The sequence below is a fragment of the Bacillus gobiensis genome (assembly GCF_001278705.1).
Taxonomy (GTDB): Bacteria; Bacillota; Bacilli; order Bacillales; family Bacillaceae; genus Bacillus; species Bacillus gobiensis.
Genome location: NZ_CP012600.1, coordinates 2403558 through 2418190, shown reverse-complemented (window position 1 = coordinate 2418190; position 14633 = coordinate 2403558). Strand labels below are relative to the sequence as shown.

The following is a 14633-nucleotide window of genomic DNA, read 5'->3' as shown; positions in this document are numbered from 1 at the left end:
TTTCTTGATCAAATTAAAAAACTTGTTCTACTTCGACAACGCCTGGAACTTCTTCAAGCAAGGCGCGTTCAATACCTGCTTTTAGTGTAATGGTTGAGCTTGGGCAGCTTCCGCAAGCTCCTAAAAGGCGAAGCTTCACAACCCCTTCCTCCACATCTACAAGTTCGCAATCTCCGCCGTCACGAAGTAAAAACGGACGAAGTTTATCTAAAACCTCTTGCACTTGTTCGTTCATATCCATTTCAACCGACATAACTAAGTCGCTCCTTTCTTATAAACCCATTATATTCAGATCAACAATAAAAAGCTATTGTTAGTTATCCAGGTTATCTTTTTCATTATAACATTTTATCTTTACTTTTGAGAAGAAAACATTTACGATTAATTCTGTATTAATTTGTTTAATACAGTTGATACAGATGGAGGGAGCTATATGTTCCAGCTTGACTTAAAAAGCAGAAAACCGATCTATGAACAGCTAGTAGTAAATATTAAAGAGCTGATCATCAGTGGAGTATTAAAAACTGATGAAAGGCTACCGTCCGTCCGCTCCCTTTCAGGAGAATTAACCGTGAATCCGAATACGATTCAAAGAGCATACAGAGAGCTGGAGTATCAGGGAATGATTTACTCCATTAAAGGCAAAGGCAATTTCGTTGCTCCCATCAGCGGACAGCAAAATGTCGAAAAACTGGTTGAATTGAAAAATGAAATCCGGAAGGTAACCGCTGAAGCCATTTTCCATGGGCTGACACACAGCGATTATGATTTGCTATATTTCGAGGCGAAAAAGGTGTTGAAAGGAGAAGGAAGCGAATGATTGATGTAAAAGGCGTTTCAAAAAACTATCGAAAAAAAAGAGCGGTAGACAACCTGTCCTTGTCGGTAAAAAAAGGATCAATTTATGGCCTTTTAGGATCAAACGGCGCCGGGAAAACCTCCTTAATGAAAATGATCGCCGGCATCTACCGTCCTTTATCTGGAGACATTACTATTGATAATCAGCGCATTTATGAAAATACTTCAGTTAAAGAAAGAGTAGTCTTTATTGCTGACATGCTCTACTTCTTTCCCCAGTATACGATTGCGCAATGTGCCGCTTATTATAAAAGGATGTACCCTAATTGGAGCGATGAGCGCTTCACTCAGCTTCAGAAGGTATTTCGCCTGGAAGTGAAACAGAAAGTGCACCGCCTTTCAAAAGGAATGAAGAGGCAGGTTGCATTCTGGCTGGCATTATCGGCCATGCCTGATGTCTTGATTCTTGATGAGCCGATTGACGGGCTTGATCCAGTCATGAGAAAAAAAATAAAAAATCTATTATTTCAGGAAGTAGCAGATCGGGAGCTTACGGTTTTGATTTCGTCGCATAATTTACGTGAAATAGAGGATCTTTGCGATTATGTTGGAATCATGCATCAAGGGAAGCTCATGATTGAGAGGGACTTAGACGATTTAAAAGCGGATATACATAAAATTCAAGTTGCATTTAAAAATCCTGAGGAGGAACACGTCGTAGAAGGATTGGACATTCTCCACAAAGAAAAACGGGGAAGCGTGCTTTTAATCATTGCAAAAGGCAGTGAGCACGACATACGAGAACAGCTCCAGCAAGGAAACCTGCTGCTGTTCGATCTTTTGCCGCTTACTTTAGAAGAAATATTCATTTTTGAAATGGGGGATTTTGGCTATGAAATCGAAAATATCCTTCTTTAAACCAGGAATAATCATTCAGGATTTTCGGCAATACGGCTGGATCGCAATTATATTTACAATCGGTCTATTGCTAACGGGACCTGTATCTTTGCTCATAAAAGCTTCAAACAAGTATTTTCAAACATCTGATTTCAAAAGCTTGTCAGAATTAATGACGGATCGGTTAGAAGTCTTAGTTTTGTTTACGGTTCCTGTCGCCTGTGGAGTCATGGTGTTTCGCTATCTTCAATCCGAGTCTTCTGCTGATTTTGTACATAGCTTTCCGATTCGAAGAGAATCATTGTACATCAACCACATTATCAGCGGCTTATTAATGATGATTGTACCGATTCTGATCAACACTGGCGTTTTATTTGCAGTTATTAACACGAACCCTTTGATGAACGCTATCGTAGAGAACTCAGAAATTTTGTATTGGACTGGTATTGCAATCTTATGTTCATTTTTCTTTTTTTCCACAGCAGTTTTAGTTGGAATGATTACAGGTATGTCTGTGTTTCAAGCCATTCTCACCTTTATTTTTATTTTGCTGCCTTTTGGGCTTTATGAATTAATCCTGTATCAGATGAAAATCTTTTTGTATGGCTTTAATCCTGCCTATGGAATAAATACTGAAATGCTTGTCCCTTTTCTAGCCTATTTCAATATGCAAGAAGATAAGTCTAATTCTTTACTAATCATTGTGTATATTGTATTAACAATACTCTTTTTTATTGCAGGCTGGTTTCTTTATAAAAATAGAAAACTTGAAAACGCTCAAGAAGTAATTGCCTTTGAAATTATGAAACCAATCTTTAAATACGGGGTCACATTTTGTTCGACTCTGTTAGGGAGTACGTATTTCTATTCTGTCTCCGGATCCTCCTTTGGATGGCATGTGTTTGGAGCAGTTCTCGGTGCTGCTGTCGGGTACTTTGTTTCCGAAATGCTTGTGCAAAAAAATTGGCGGGTGTTTCATTGGAAAACATTCATTGGATTTATTAGCTTCTCTGTCGCAATGGCGATTGTTTTTACCGTTTTCGAGACTGATGCGTTTGGCTACGGGAAAAGACTGCCGGAGGAAAATGAGATTGCCGGAGTAAGAGTATTTCAGAATGATTTCAATTGGCAAAATAAAGAGGAATCTGCCGGTTTCTCAGAGGATCGAGCATATATTCTTAATACGCGCGAATTTCAGAGGTTGATTATCGATCAAAAAGAGATGAATGAAAATGAGAATGATTTTGATGCCAATCAATTTATTGCTATTGAGTATAAATTAAAGGACGGAAAACGTTTTAAGAGATATTATAGTATAAATGAAAAGATGTACGTACCGCAGCTAAGCGTGCTTTATGAAACGACAGATTTTAAAAAGCAACGTTACGCGGAGTTAGCCAATGTTAACTCGGAAATAACGATAGGAGGGCTCCTTTCTCAAAAAACGGAACTGACGATTAAGGATTCTGAAGATATTAATGAGCTTAAAGAAACACTTTTAAAAGACCTTATGAGTATGACGTATAATGAACTTCATGCTGGAGATGATTTGGGATACATCGCTTTTGTAAGGAAGGAGCAGGAGTCTATTCATATCCCATGGAATTCTTCTTTTGAACATGTGAAAAATTGTCTGGATGAAAAAAATCTGCTGGTCCAGGTTTTCCCGGCACCTGAAGAGGTTCGAAATATCGTGGTGACAGATGAAAGCTATCGAGACAGAGAAATAGATGTAGACTCGATTTCAAATAAGGTTGAGGTCACGCAGAAGGGCGTCATTAAAAATGCTTTGGAAAACAGTGAAGCAGACAGCGGAGAACACGTATTTGTGAAAGTTAATTTTGTTAACGGAAGTGTTTGGGAAGGTGCCTTGCCCAAGGAAGCTTTCCCTAAAGAAGTAACGGATCAAGTAAACGAGGGAGAATGATCGTATGTCAAAACAAGTGGAATTATCGGTATATGGTGCAGAAGTTCTCTGTGCAAGCTGTGTGAATATGCCGTCAGCAAAGGAAACGTACGAATGGCTGGAGGCAGCTTTAAAAAGGAAGTATCCAGATCAGCCTTTTACGATCTCATACGTTGATATCCAAGAACCTCAAAATGATCAAAAAAAAGAGGACATTGCTGAACAGGTCCGAAATGAAAAGTATTTCTATCCATTAGTTCTCGTGGAAGATACCGTAGTTGGAGAAGGCGACATCCGATTAAAGAATGTGTTCAGTGAAATGGAGAAGCACGGATACGCAGCCAAATAAAGCGGCAAGGGAAACTCCCTTGCTGTTTTTTTATGGGAGGACATTTTCAGTCCTCAGGTTAAATACCAATCTTTCCGTGGTATCTATTTTTGAAACATTTCATCTATTGATACGTAACACTATGAAAAGGAGCTGAAACGGTATGAAAAAACTAATCATAGGTGCAGTGATTGTCTTGGTTGTCATTGGCGGACTCGTTATTTGGTATTTCAATACAGCAACCGGCCAGAGAATGATAAAATCCATTCAGTCCAATAACTCCGGCGGCATAGAAAGAGTCGTAAAGGTTTATAGTGATGACGGTAAATTAATCGAAGAATATGAAGGCAAAATCGACATCCAGGATACTGAATATGGAAACAAGATTTTGTTTGATTTAAATGGAAAACGAGTAGTTATATATAACGGAACAGTTGTCACTGGGGAAAAGTAGAAGGGTAATGGCGGCAAGATTGGCATAGAAAAAAATCGGCGATCTTGCAAATAAATCCCGCAAACTTAAAAATACTCTGCAATATTCCTGGAAGTTTAACAAAAACCGCACTAAAAAACACAAAAAAACTCGTTATCTATGACCAGTTAACGAGTTTAATCCAAAAACATGACCGTTATCCATTATGATGCTTGTACATCCAGAGCAGACCTGATTTTAAGAGACGCGGTACTCTTCCGATGAGCGGGCGTTCGGCAACGAGGCCGAATCCTGCTTTTCTTCCGAGAGAGCCGAGGACTCCCTTTAGTTTAAATTTTGGCAAGGTATCGGGTAATGGTTCATTGTTCCATCTTTTTTGCATGATTTGCACAATTTGTTCCGCTTGAGCCTCGGCAAGCTGTGCGCTTGGTGCGTGCGGGAGACTCGCGCAATCACCTACGACATATACATTTTCATCTCCGGGAATATTATGATGCGGAGATAACACAACTCTTCCATGGCAATCTTTTTCTATATCCAACTCTCTTACGACTCTATTCGGTTGAATGCCCGCTGTCCAGACAATCGCATCAGCTGAAATAGGTTCATTATGGTTGTATACGATACTGTCTTCTACTTTTGTAATATCTGCATGATTGACAATTTCTACCCCGTGGTCTTCAAACCAGCTTTGAACATATTTGCTTAACCGTTCTGGGAAGCTGGATAAAATCAATTTTCCTCTGTCGAACAATATAATTCGCAAATCGCTGCGGCTTTCTCTTAATTCACTCGCCAGCTCTACACCGCTAAGCCCCGCTCCTACGATTGCGACTGTGGCATCAGCGTGTAAATTATTTAACGATTGAGAGGCTTTTCTTGATTGGTCAATTGTTTGAATGCTGTATGTATATTCTTCTGCGCCTGGCACGTTATGATATTTATCCTCACAGCCGAGCCCGATCACTAATTCATCGTAGTCCAGTGAATCGCGGTCCGTAAAGAGGATCTGTTTTTGATTAAGGTCAATTGAAGAAATCTCTCCATATACATGGTCAAGTTTTGGATGTTCAGGAAATGTGACTCGAATATGATGGTCTGAAATGGTTCCAGCAGCAAGAGCGTAATATTCCGTTTTCAAACAGTGATACGGATTTTTGTCTACAAGTGTTATTTTCATATGATCGGGTAACTGATTCGACAGTAATTTTTGCAGAATACGCATATTGCCGTAGCCCCCGCCAAGCAAGACCAGGTTTTTCATGTAATCTCCTTCTCCCTTATAGATCATGATCTGTTCAAAATAATGATTCTATAGAAAATTCCCCTTAAAATTATAGCGAATTTGTTAATAAACTACAATGATTCTCAGCGAATAACTCTCTTTACCAGTATATAGAAAGACATATTAACGAAAATAGAATGTACTAATTAAAAAATAAATTTTGACGCATATAGAAAAAAAGAGTAGGATGAAGGTGTATGTGAGGTGATAGATCGTGTATACGATTGTTGAATTTTGCATGAGCAACCTGGCCAATGGCTCTCAAAAAGCATTGGAAGTACTGGAAAAGGACCCAAATATAGATGTCGTTGAATACGGGTGCTTGAGCTACTGCGGAATGTGTCTCGACAAATTATTTGCTTTAGTAAACGGAGAAGTCGTTACTGGCAATGATGCAGAAGGCTTGGTTGAAAATATATATAAGCATATTGAAGAGAATCCGATGTTTTAACAGCCTGTCCCCTGGCTCAATGCTATGCAAATTTTCCTGGAAATATTGCTTGGTGGATTGGGCGGCTTTCGACCTGCACCATGTTGCTGCAAAGCTTGGGATGAAAGCTGCAGCTGCTAAGTACTCTTTCCAATTTACTGAGTGCCGCGGGTAGCAGAAATGTTTATATAAGTTAAAAGCATAAAAGCTCCCTAGCGAACTAGGGAGCTTTTATGTATGAAAAACGGGGGATATAAACATTGTGTTCAATTCCTTTCGCTTTTATACTTAAAGAAAAGATATTGGAGGAACAAATGAACTCTTTTCAATTTACTAAAATGCATGCCCTCGGCAATAACTATATATATGTCAATCAATTTAAGGAAAACCTTCCTGAGGAACAATTGAAAGAATTAGCAATTAAAGTATCGAATGTATATACAGGAATAGGCTCGGACGGAATGATATTGATCTGCCCTTCCGAGACAGCCTCAGTCAAAATGCGCATTTTTAACAGTGACGGATCTGAAGGAAAAAACTGCGGAAACGGACTAAGGTGTGTTGCCAAATACGCATATGAAAATAAACTGGTAACAGAAGAATCATTTTCCATTGAAACGTTATCTGGAAATGTATACGCCGAGCTGCATCTTGAAAATGATAAAGTGACAGCAGTTACCGTTGATATGGGAGAGCCCCATTTGAAAAAGGGCGATCTTCCTATGCTGGGAAATTCTAATTCAATAACGATCAATGAATCACTTTCGTTTAACAACACCGAATTAAAAGGAACAGCCGTGTCCATGGGAAACCCTCACATTGTGTTTTACTTGAGTGATATAAGTGAAGCACCGCTTACGACGCTTGGCCCGGTAATCGAGAAGGACCCAATGTTTCCTGAAGGCGTTAACGTAGAGTTTGTTGAAGTGGAAAATGAAAGAGAACTGCATTTCAGAGTGTGGGAAAGGGGATCTGGAATCACTCAGGCTTGCGGAACAGGGGCGTGTGCCGCTGTCGTATCATCCGTATTGAATGAATTTACGAAGCAAGGAACAGATGTCACGGTTCATCTTGCAGGAGGAGATTTAGTTATTAACTGGCATGAAAACGGCCATGTGTACATGACCGGACCGGCAGAAACCATTTGTGAAGGAACCTATTTCGGGTAGGCGATCGAACCATTTTAAGAATTGAGACGATATTGGTATAATAAAACTAACGAAAGATAAGGAGGAATACGTGATGAATACACCTGTAACGATTACCGAAGCAGCAGCTTTTCACATAAAAGATATGATGAAAGAGCATGAAGAAGAAAATGCTTTTTTGAGAGTCGGAGTCAAAGGAGGAGGCTGCAGCGGACTTTCCTACGGCATGGGCTTTGAACACGAAAAAAATGAAAATGATACAAAATTTGATCAACACGGGATCACTGTTCTTGTCGACAATGAGAGCATGGACATCATGACCGGAACAATTATTGATTACAAACAATCGATGATGGGCGGCGGATTCACCATCGACAATCCAAATGCGATCGCTTCCTGTGGATGTGGCTCCTCATTCAGGACGGCGAAAAACGAAGGTACACCGGAAGAGTGTTAGGTTCTTAGCAGGTTGCTGGCAGCTAAGAAGGGGCAAATCAAATAAACTCATGTCTTTTAATGCGCTTCTTGACGTATAACGTAAGAGGCGCTTCGACTTTTTCCTCAATACTTGATCTTGCTTGAAATATAAGAGCAGGTTGATTAACATGAGACAAGGTATACATTGATAAGATGATCTCGATCTGTACGTATGCAGTCGAGGCGTCTGTCGTACGCTGACACCGAAATGAGGTAAACCAATGGAAGAAAAAATAAACTGCAGAAAATGCAATGCCTTGATCCCATATCGCTCATCCGTTTGTCCGGAATGCGGCTGTGAGAATCCTCTCCCGAAACCGGAAAAAATCAAGGATCGTATCATTTTGATTGTAGCAAGTATTGTAGTTATATTGCTGATCGCAATGATTCTTGGAGTACTTAATGCATATATAGGCATTTTTTAGACAAAACAGAAAGAGAACCGGTTGTTAGCCGGTTCTTTTCGTATTACTTATTATCAAAAAGGCTTGTGCTGTGAAGCGGCTGTACGCGCGCTTTCGGATCCATATAGGCTTTGGCATTATTAACGGCAGTTGGCGCTTCGCCAAAACCGCTAGCAATGAGTTTCACCTTTCCTTCGTAAGTGCAAATATCACCAGCCGCATAGATGCCATCAATATTGGTTTTCATCGTGCTGTCCACAACAATAGAATTCTTTTCAATATTTAAGCCCCAGCTCTTAATTGGACCGAGGGAAGAGATAAATCCAAAGTTACAAATGACATCATCTACATCAAGAACTTCCTTGCGTTCTCCTTTCACCTCTTCAATCACTAGCTGTTCGATCGTATCAGTGCCAACGATTTCAGAAGGAACAAACGGAGTAAGCACGTTCACTTTGCTATTGTGCAGGTTTTCTACACTATGCTCATGAGCACGGAATTTATCGCGTCTGTGAATAATTGATACCTCTTTTGCAATAGGTTCAAGCATAAGCGCCCAATCAACTGCAGAATCACCACCGCCCAAAACGGCTACTCGACGGCCGGCAAACTTGTTCATGTCATCTACGAAGTAATGCAGATTTGTTTTTTCAAATTGCTCTGCATTTTCCAGCTCTAATTTACGTGGTTTGAACGCACCGTTTCCAGCTGTAATGATAATGGTTTTTGTATAGTGGGTTTCTTCGTTCGTCACTAGCTTGAACACACCGTCTGCTTGCTTTTCCACAGTTTCTACCGCTTGATCCAAGCACACTGTTTGCTCGAATTTCTCCATTTGTTCCTTTAAGTTGTTAACGAGATTCTGGGCACTGATTTTAGGAAAGCCTGCTACATCATATATATATTTTTCGGGATAAAGCGCAGATAGCTGTCCGCCAAGCTGAGGCAAGCTTTCGATAATTTTAACGCTTGCCTGCCTCATTCCGCCATAAAACGCGGTAAATAGGCCGACCGGTCCTCCCCCGATAATTGTAATGTCATATATCTTTGTATCTTCACGCATGAAAAAAGCCTCCTGTAATTGATAATTATTCTTAATAATAACACATAGAGCTTTTAAAGACTACAGAGATAACTATTGGAAGCACTTAAAAAGCTGGGAATCACAGTGTTTAAATGATCTTGATAATCGAAACAGAAATGGATATGATGGAAAGGTAGCTGTATACTAATTTCTCATAATAATCATTGCACAATTTTTAAAGTGAAGTTTTTAACAAAGTTTTCATCCTAATTATTCATAAAATATTATTAAGTCGTGGAAGATATAAGTAATCAAAACATCTAGACAATAAATTACGTAAAGGTGGATGTGATCCCTTTGAAAAAACCCAAAGTTGTGGTATTAGGTGCCGGTTACGGCGGATTAATGACTGTTACACGCCTGACAAAGCATGTAGGTGTAAATGAAGCGGAAATTACTTTGGTTAATAAACACAATTACCATTATGAAACAACATGGCTCCATGAAGCGTGTGCTGGTACGCTTCATCACGATCGGTGCCGTTATGAAATTAAAAGCGTAATCAATACTTCCCGGATCAATTTTGTGCAGGATACGGTAACCGGAATCAATATCAACGAAAAGAAAGTAACCTTATCAAACGGAGAGCTTGAGTATGATTACCTTGTGATTGCTCTTGGAGCTATGCCTGAAACCTTTGGAATTGCGGGTTTAAAAGAATACGCTTTCTCTATTTCAAATATTAACGGCGCAAGGCAGCTTCGTGAGCATATTGAATATCAATTCGCCACTTTCAACAATGACGCAGAAAAAAAGAAAGAGCGATTATCCATTATTGTAGGAGGAGCAGGTTTTACAGGAATTGAATTTTTAGGAGAGCTTTGCAATCGTGTTCCAGAGCTCTGCCGAGAATACGATATTGACCAAAAAAATGTCCGAATCATTTGCGTTGAAGCAGCTCCTACAGTTCTTCCTGGTTTTGATCCAGGCCTTGTTGATTATGCAGTTAACTATTTAGAAGGCAAAGGGGTAGAATTTAAAATTGGAACGGCGATTAAAGAATGCACCCCGGATGGAATTATCGTCAGCAAAGATGATAAGCAGGAAGAAATTAAAGCTGGCACAGTCGTCTGGGCTGCCGGAGTCCGCGGGAACAGTATTGTGGAAGAGGCAGGGTTTGAAAATAACCGTGGCCGTGTGAAGGTAAACCCTCATCTTCTTGTCGAGGGGCACGATGACGTATTCATTATTGGGGATTGCTCTTTAATTATAAATGAAGAAAATAACCGGCCATATCCGCCAACGGCCCAAATTGCTATGCAGCAAGGGGTGACTTGCGCAAAAAATATTGGAAGGCTGATTCGCGGCCAAGACAATCTGGAGGAATTTACGCCGGATATTAAGGGAACCGTTGCATCGTTAGGCGAACACAATGCAGTTGGTGTTGTCTACGGCAAGAATTTAACAGGGACAAAAGCTTCTATTATGAAAAAAGTCATCGACAACCGGTCGCTATTTTTAGTTGGCGGTCCAGGGCTTGTTCTTAAAAAAGGGAAATTTAAATTTTTCTAAAAAAGTCTGCATTTCCGCAGGCTTTTTTTATTTAAGTAAACCTTAATTTCTTCGCTTGAGGCAAGAGTCTTGAAAAATCTGTGCTGAAATAGAAAAGATATTATAACAATAACCAGCATCACAAAATCACAAAAATCTAAGAAAATATAAGAACGAAGGAGAAAATCATATATGTTTGCGCTCTCATGAGATTTAATGTTACATTTTCTAACTTTGTTCAGAAAGCGAGAGTATGATATATTATCAGAAAATTCTAATAAGAGGAGTAATTATGAAATCAAATTCAAAGTCTGAATCAAAACCATGTATTTACTGTTCTGGGAACGGATATTTTCAGCTCCTGCTTGGCGGATCTGAAACGTGTAATCATTGCAAGGGCACCGGTGAAATTCATTAATCACAGTACATTGACTCCCATTATGCCTTCTGTGTACACTTAACGTGGGGAGGGAGAAGAAAAGTGATTAGTTTACCGGTTGTACTGATTTCAGTCGTTTTATTTTTTGTGTTATTTTTTGGAATTGGCTTTTTACTAAATATGCTGCTCAGAATGTCGTGGATTATGGCTCTTATCTATCCAATTGTATGCGCATTCATTATTAATGATCAAAAGCTGATTGATTTCGTGCGGACACCGTTAGAATCTTTTCCAAATCTTATTGTGAAATTTGGATCATTAGCCGCAGCGGACGTATTAATATTAACGAGCGGACTGATCGGAGCTGTCATGTCAGGGATAGCTATAAAGTCGTTGAGAAAAAGGGGATATCAAATGTTTTAGCTTTCTTCAGTTTGAAGAAGGTTTTTTTGTATTTCACTGTGATGTGTATTTTTTGAATATTTTTTCTCTTATCTGGAAACGAATAGTAGATGGGAGGAGAGAAAAAATGAAAAATACAATTCAATTAGCAAAACGGACAATGATGCTCAGTTTGTTTCTTTTGGCCGCAATGACGACTTTCTTTGCCGTATCTGGGGTAGAAGCCAAGGATTTATCAAAATGGATAAAAGAACAGCAGGAGCTATCTATTAAGCAAGTGGGAATCATGTTTAAAAAATTTAACACAGGGGAAGCTGCAGAAACGCAAGTATTCGCTGCTCAAGAAGACGCTAAAGCGGCATCAAAAAAGCTCGAAGCTTTTGACTTGAGTAAGTATCCCAAGCAGAAAGTCGTAGCGACGGGATATACAGCAGGAGTTGAATCGACTGGGAAGAATACCAATCACCCTCAATATGGCATTACATACTCAGGGGTAAAAGTAAAAAGGGATATATTTTCAACGGTAGCTGCTGACCCATCCATTTTTCCGATAGGGACGATTCTTTTCATTCCAGGCTACGGCTACGGAGTAGTTGCAGATACCGGTTCAGCAATCAAGGGACATCGTCTTGACCTTTACTTTGAAACGGTGGATGACGTTTATGACAAATGGGGCAAAAAAACTGTCGATGTAATTGTTGTAAGAAAAGGAAGCGGTAAATTGGATGAAGAGACATTAACACGGCTGAACGAAGATAAAACTTTACAAGTGTTAAGAGACCAAAACAAAATTGAAAAGAAATAAAGATTATCTTATGATTTTACGGGCAGTCATCCCCAAAAAAGGGGATAGCTGCCCGTTTCGCGCTAAGGAATCACTTTAGTTAAAATAAAAATTTAATATAAGTGCCAAGGCGATTCCGGTTAACCCTCCAAAAAAAACTTCGATCGGCTGATGCCCTAATAATTCTTTTAATTTCTTTTGCTTTTCATCTTCTCCAGCATTAGGAAAATCCTTTGCTTCACTGACAAATCTGTTGAAGTCAAAGATTAATTTATTAATTGCGGTTGCTTGTTCACCGGCGTGCCTTCTTACACCTGTCGCGTCAAACATCGTTATGACGGCAAAAATAGTCGCCACAGCAAATAATGGAGAATTAAGCCCCTGCTCGATTGCAACCCCGGTTGTTAAGGCTGTTACAGCAGCTGAATGGGAGCTCGGCATTCCTCCTGTACTGGTGACCAGCTTCCAGTCAATTTTTCTTGTGGCAATAAATTGAATGGGCACCTTTACGAATTGCGCGAATAGTATCGCGACCAGGCTTGCTACTAGAGGGAAATTTGTCAATAATTCCAAATGCTTTCGTACATCCTTTCTCTATATATCATTTAATAATTAACTTGCTGCACCTGAAAAATCATACGAATTGGTCACCTATAATAGGAACTGGTAAAATAAACAGAAAGCAGCAAAAATCCATGCTGATTTATCATTTTTATTATACCATTCTTCCTTATAAACTAAAGGAGTGATTCCAAATGTTTTATGCAATAAATGATACTCAACACGAAGGCCAAGAAACATTGGTTATCGGTTTATTTCAAAAGAGCCAATTGGCAGGTAAGGCAAAGCAGCTGGATGAGCTGCTGGATGGTCAAATTACCGGCCTGTTAAAGGATGGCGATATTACCTCCAAAAGGGGGAGTACCTCCAAACTGTTTACACTGGGGCTCACTGAAACCAAGCGGATTTATTTTGTCGGGCTTGGGAGAGAAGCAGATTATTCTTATCAAGATACGATCGATGCTTTTTCGCTTGTATTCCGGCTGCTGCAAAAGGATAAGAATAGCCAGTCACTGACGATGGCGCTGGACAGCTTTCTTTCCGGGAACGTAAGTGGTGAAGAAGCTGCACATGCTTTGTCTGAAACCTTTCATAGGTCTACATACACGATTCAGAATTATAAACAAAAGTCAAATGAACCGGAAAAACCAATCGAAAACGTATTTGTACATACAGATCTGGATCTCAATGAAATCCAAGCAAGCTTGGAAGTAGGAAGCGTGTACGGGAAAGGTGCCAATTCCGCGAGAACTCTTGTGAACCTTCCAGGAAATTTACTGACTGCAGCCGATTTAGCAGACTATGCAATTAATCTTGCTAATAAATATCATTTCGATTATGAGGTTTTGGATAAAAAAGAACTTGAGGAGCTTGGCATGGGCGGTTTGCTTGCGGTCAATCAAGGGTCAAGCGAGCCTCCTAAAATGATTGTATTGAAGTACCAAGGAAAAGAAACGTGGGATGATGTTATCGGTCTCGTTGGAAAAGGAATTACCTTTGACACGGGTGGATACAGCATAAAACCGAGGGACGGCATTGTCGGGATGAAATCTGATATGGGAGGAGCAGCCTCTGTCCTTGGTGCTATGGAAATCATCGGAGAATTAAAGCCAGAACAAAATGTTGTGGCTGTCATTCCTTCGACAGATAATATGATCTCTTCTAGTGCGATGAAGCCTGATGACGTGATTGTTACGTTAAGCGGGAAAACGGTTGAAATATTAAATACCGATGCTGAAGGACGGCTTGTGTTAGCTGATGGAATTACTTATGCAAAGCAGCATGGGGCTTCAGTGCTTATAGATGTAGCTACGTTGACAGGAGGAGTGGTTGTCGCCTTAGGAACGGAGATAACGGGAGCGATGACAAATAGCCAGAAGCTTTTCCAGCAAATTGTGTCTGTATCTGAAGATTGTGGTGAGCCGATCTGGCAATTGCCGATTACGGAGAAGGATAAGAAACGAGTAAAAAACAGTCTGATGGCCGATTTGAATAATTCACCGGGCAGAGAGGGGCATGCCATTATGGCCGGAACCTTTATCGGGGAATTTGCTGAGAAGACTCCTTGGGTGCATCTTGATATTGCAGGTACTGCGACAACAAAAAACGGATCATCCTTAGGTCCTGCAGGGGGAACCGGTGTCATGGCAAGAACGCTCGCTTCTTTTGTAGAAAGGTTTGAGAAGCTTCAATGAACTCGTTTTAACAAGGGGAAACTGGTTGAGACTCTACCTGCCCGATTGGAATATCCTTCTGCGCTTCGCTTTGAAGATAAAAAAACTGCGCTATTTCCGCGCAGTTTTTTTAATCATATAAGAAAAAGGAAA

At 40.0% G+C, this 14633-nt stretch carries 17 protein-coding genes and 1 pseudogene; 14 read left to right on the top strand and 4 right to left on the bottom strand.

What is annotated here, in order from left to right; all coding sequences use genetic code 11:
- Positions 1 to 13: 13 nt before the first annotated feature.
- A pseudogene (locus tag AM592_RS12175) lies at positions 14 to 352 on the bottom strand (NifU family protein).
- 81 nt (positions 353 to 433) lie between these two features.
- Here AM592_RS12175 and AM592_RS12170 point away from each other — a divergent pair.
- The 5 genes from AM592_RS12170 to AM592_RS12150 all read left to right on the top strand — a co-directional run bounded on the left by AM592_RS12170 (position 434) and on the right by AM592_RS12150 (position 4383).
- Positions 434 to 820: a GntR family transcriptional regulator gene (locus AM592_RS12170; RefSeq protein WP_053604029.1), complete on the top strand. Its 387-nt coding sequence runs from the start codon at positions 434 to 436 to the stop codon at positions 818 to 820.
- Positions 817 to 1716, top strand: a complete 900-nt coding sequence (locus AM592_RS12165; protein WP_053604028.1) for an ABC transporter ATP-binding protein — start codon at positions 817 to 819, stop codon at positions 1714 to 1716. Before AM592_RS12170 ends, AM592_RS12165 begins: the two co-directional genes overlap by 4 nt.
- The gene (locus AM592_RS12160) at positions 1691 to 3622 is read left to right on the top strand and encodes a DUF6449 domain-containing protein (protein WP_053604027.1); all 1932 of its coding nucleotides are present in this window, start codon (positions 1691 to 1693) and stop codon (positions 3620 to 3622) included. The genes AM592_RS12165 and AM592_RS12160 overlap by 26 nt, the downstream gene beginning before the upstream one ends.
- A gap of 4 nt (positions 3623 to 3626) precedes the next feature.
- A complete protein-coding gene (locus AM592_RS12155; RefSeq protein ID WP_053604026.1) occupies positions 3627 to 3950 on the top strand; it encodes a YuzD family protein in 324 nt (107 codons plus the stop codon).
- A gap of 142 nt (positions 3951 to 4092) precedes the next feature.
- Complete coding sequence (locus AM592_RS12150) at positions 4093 to 4383, top strand: hypothetical protein (protein ID WP_053604025.1); 291 nt, start codon at positions 4093 to 4095, stop codon at positions 4381 to 4383.
- Between the two features lie 175 nt (positions 4384 to 4558).
- Here the strand turns inward: AM592_RS12150 and AM592_RS12145 are convergent, their stop codons facing one another.
- Entirely contained in the window at positions 4559 to 5626 is a 1068-nt protein-coding gene (locus AM592_RS12145; RefSeq protein ID WP_053606099.1) for an NAD(P)/FAD-dependent oxidoreductase, read from the bottom strand.
- Between the two features lie 235 nt (positions 5627 to 5861).
- Here AM592_RS12145 and AM592_RS12140 point away from each other — a divergent pair, with 235 nt between their 5' ends.
- The 4 genes from AM592_RS12140 (at position 5862) to AM592_RS12125 (ending at position 8127) form a co-directional block, all read left to right on the top strand.
- Entirely contained in the window at positions 5862 to 6098 is a 237-nt protein-coding gene (locus AM592_RS12140; RefSeq protein ID WP_098945237.1) for a YuzB family protein, read from the top strand.
- A 293-nt stretch (positions 6099 to 6391) separates the two neighbouring features.
- Entirely contained in the window at positions 6392 to 7246 is an 855-nt protein-coding gene (gene dapF, locus AM592_RS12135) for a diaminopimelate epimerase (protein WP_053604024.1), read from the top strand.
- A 73-nt stretch (positions 7247 to 7319) separates the two neighbouring features.
- A complete protein-coding gene (locus AM592_RS12130) occupies positions 7320 to 7682 on the top strand; it encodes a HesB/IscA family protein (protein WP_053604023.1) in 363 nt (120 codons plus the stop codon).
- Between the two features lie 241 nt (positions 7683 to 7923).
- Positions 7924 to 8127: a hypothetical protein gene (locus AM592_RS12125; protein ID WP_053604022.1), complete on the top strand. Its 204-nt coding sequence runs from the start codon at positions 7924 to 7926 to the stop codon at positions 8125 to 8127.
- Positions 8128 to 8170: 43 nt separating this feature from the next.
- Here the strand turns inward: AM592_RS12125 and yumC are convergent, their stop codons facing one another.
- Positions 8171 to 9169: a ferredoxin--NADP reductase 2 gene (yumC, locus tag AM592_RS12120; RefSeq protein WP_053604021.1), complete on the bottom strand. Its 999-nt coding sequence runs from the start codon at positions 9167 to 9169 to the stop codon at positions 8171 to 8173.
- 312 nt (positions 9170 to 9481) lie between these two features.
- On the opposite strand from yumC, the gene AM592_RS12115 reads away from it, so the two are divergent.
- The 4 genes from AM592_RS12115 to AM592_RS12105 all read left to right on the top strand — a co-directional run bounded on the left by AM592_RS12115 (position 9482) and on the right by AM592_RS12105 (position 12267).
- Positions 9482 to 10702, top strand: a complete 1221-nt coding sequence (locus tag AM592_RS12115; protein WP_192841149.1) for an NAD(P)/FAD-dependent oxidoreductase — start codon at positions 9482 to 9484, stop codon at positions 10700 to 10702.
- A gap of 271 nt (positions 10703 to 10973) precedes the next feature.
- Positions 10974 to 11099, top strand: a complete 126-nt coding sequence (locus AM592_RS24155; protein ID WP_158320304.1) for a YuiA family protein — start codon at positions 10974 to 10976, stop codon at positions 11097 to 11099.
- A 63-nt stretch (positions 11100 to 11162) separates the two neighbouring features.
- A complete protein-coding gene (locus tag AM592_RS12110; protein ID WP_053604019.1) occupies positions 11163 to 11483 on the top strand; it encodes a YuiB family protein in 321 nt (106 codons plus the stop codon).
- Between the two features lie 106 nt (positions 11484 to 11589).
- Entirely contained in the window at positions 11590 to 12267 is a 678-nt protein-coding gene (locus AM592_RS12105; RefSeq protein ID WP_053604018.1) for a 3D domain-containing protein, read from the top strand.
- A gap of 75 nt (positions 12268 to 12342) precedes the next feature.
- Here AM592_RS12105 and AM592_RS12100 read toward each other — a convergent pair whose 3' ends face one another.
- Positions 12343 to 12819 (bottom strand): divergent PAP2 family protein, encoded by a 477-nt coding sequence (locus AM592_RS12100; protein ID WP_053604017.1) that lies wholly within the window; start codon positions 12817 to 12819, stop codon positions 12343 to 12345.
- 182 nt (positions 12820 to 13001) lie between these two features.
- Between AM592_RS12100 and AM592_RS12095 the strand changes: the two genes are divergently transcribed.
- Positions 13002 to 14501: a leucyl aminopeptidase gene (locus tag AM592_RS12095; RefSeq protein ID WP_053604016.1), complete on the top strand. Its 1500-nt coding sequence runs from the start codon at positions 13002 to 13004 to the stop codon at positions 14499 to 14501.
- The last annotated feature ends 132 nt before the right edge of the window (positions 14502 to 14633 follow it).

Bases quoted from the DNA above. Each gene is read 5' to 3' on its own strand.
- AM592_RS12125 (WP_053604022.1), top strand. From the start codon at position 7,924: ATGGAAGAAAAAATAAACTGCAGAAAATGCAATGCCTTGATCCCATAT.
- AM592_RS12160 (WP_053604027.1), top strand. From the start codon at position 1,691: ATGAAATCGAAAATATCCTTCTTTAAACCAGGAATAATCATTCAGGAT.
- AM592_RS12170 (WP_053604029.1), top strand. From the start codon at position 434: ATGTTCCAGCTTGACTTAAAAAGCAGAAAACCGATCTATGAACAGCTA.
- AM592_RS12105 (WP_053604018.1), top strand. From the start codon at position 11,590: ATGAAAAATACAATTCAATTAGCAAAACGGACAATGATGCTCAGTTTG.
- AM592_RS12150 (WP_053604025.1), top strand. From the start codon at position 4,093: ATGAAAAAACTAATCATAGGTGCAGTGATTGTCTTGGTTGTCATTGGC.
- AM592_RS12095 (WP_053604016.1), top strand. From the start codon at position 13,002: ATGTTTTATGCAATAAATGATACTCAACACGAAGGCCAAGAAACATTG.
- AM592_RS12145 (WP_053606099.1), bottom strand. From the start codon at position 5,626: ATGAAAAACCTGGTCTTGCTTGGCGGGGGCTACGGCAATATGCGTATT.
- yumC (WP_053604021.1), bottom strand. From the start codon at position 9,169: ATGCGTGAAGATACAAAGATATATGACATTACAATTATCGGGGGAGGA.
- dapF (WP_053604024.1), top strand. From the start codon at position 6,392: ATGAACTCTTTTCAATTTACTAAAATGCATGCCCTCGGCAATAACTAT.
- AM592_RS12130 (WP_053604023.1), top strand. From the start codon at position 7,320: ATGAATACACCTGTAACGATTACCGAAGCAGCAGCTTTTCACATAAAA.
- AM592_RS24155 (WP_158320304.1), top strand. From the start codon at position 10,974: ATGAAATCAAATTCAAAGTCTGAATCAAAACCATGTATTTACTGTTCT.
- AM592_RS12155 (WP_053604026.1), top strand. From the start codon at position 3,627: ATGTCAAAACAAGTGGAATTATCGGTATATGGTGCAGAAGTTCTCTGT.
- AM592_RS12165 (WP_053604028.1), top strand. From the start codon at position 817: ATGATTGATGTAAAAGGCGTTTCAAAAAACTATCGAAAAAAAAGAGCG.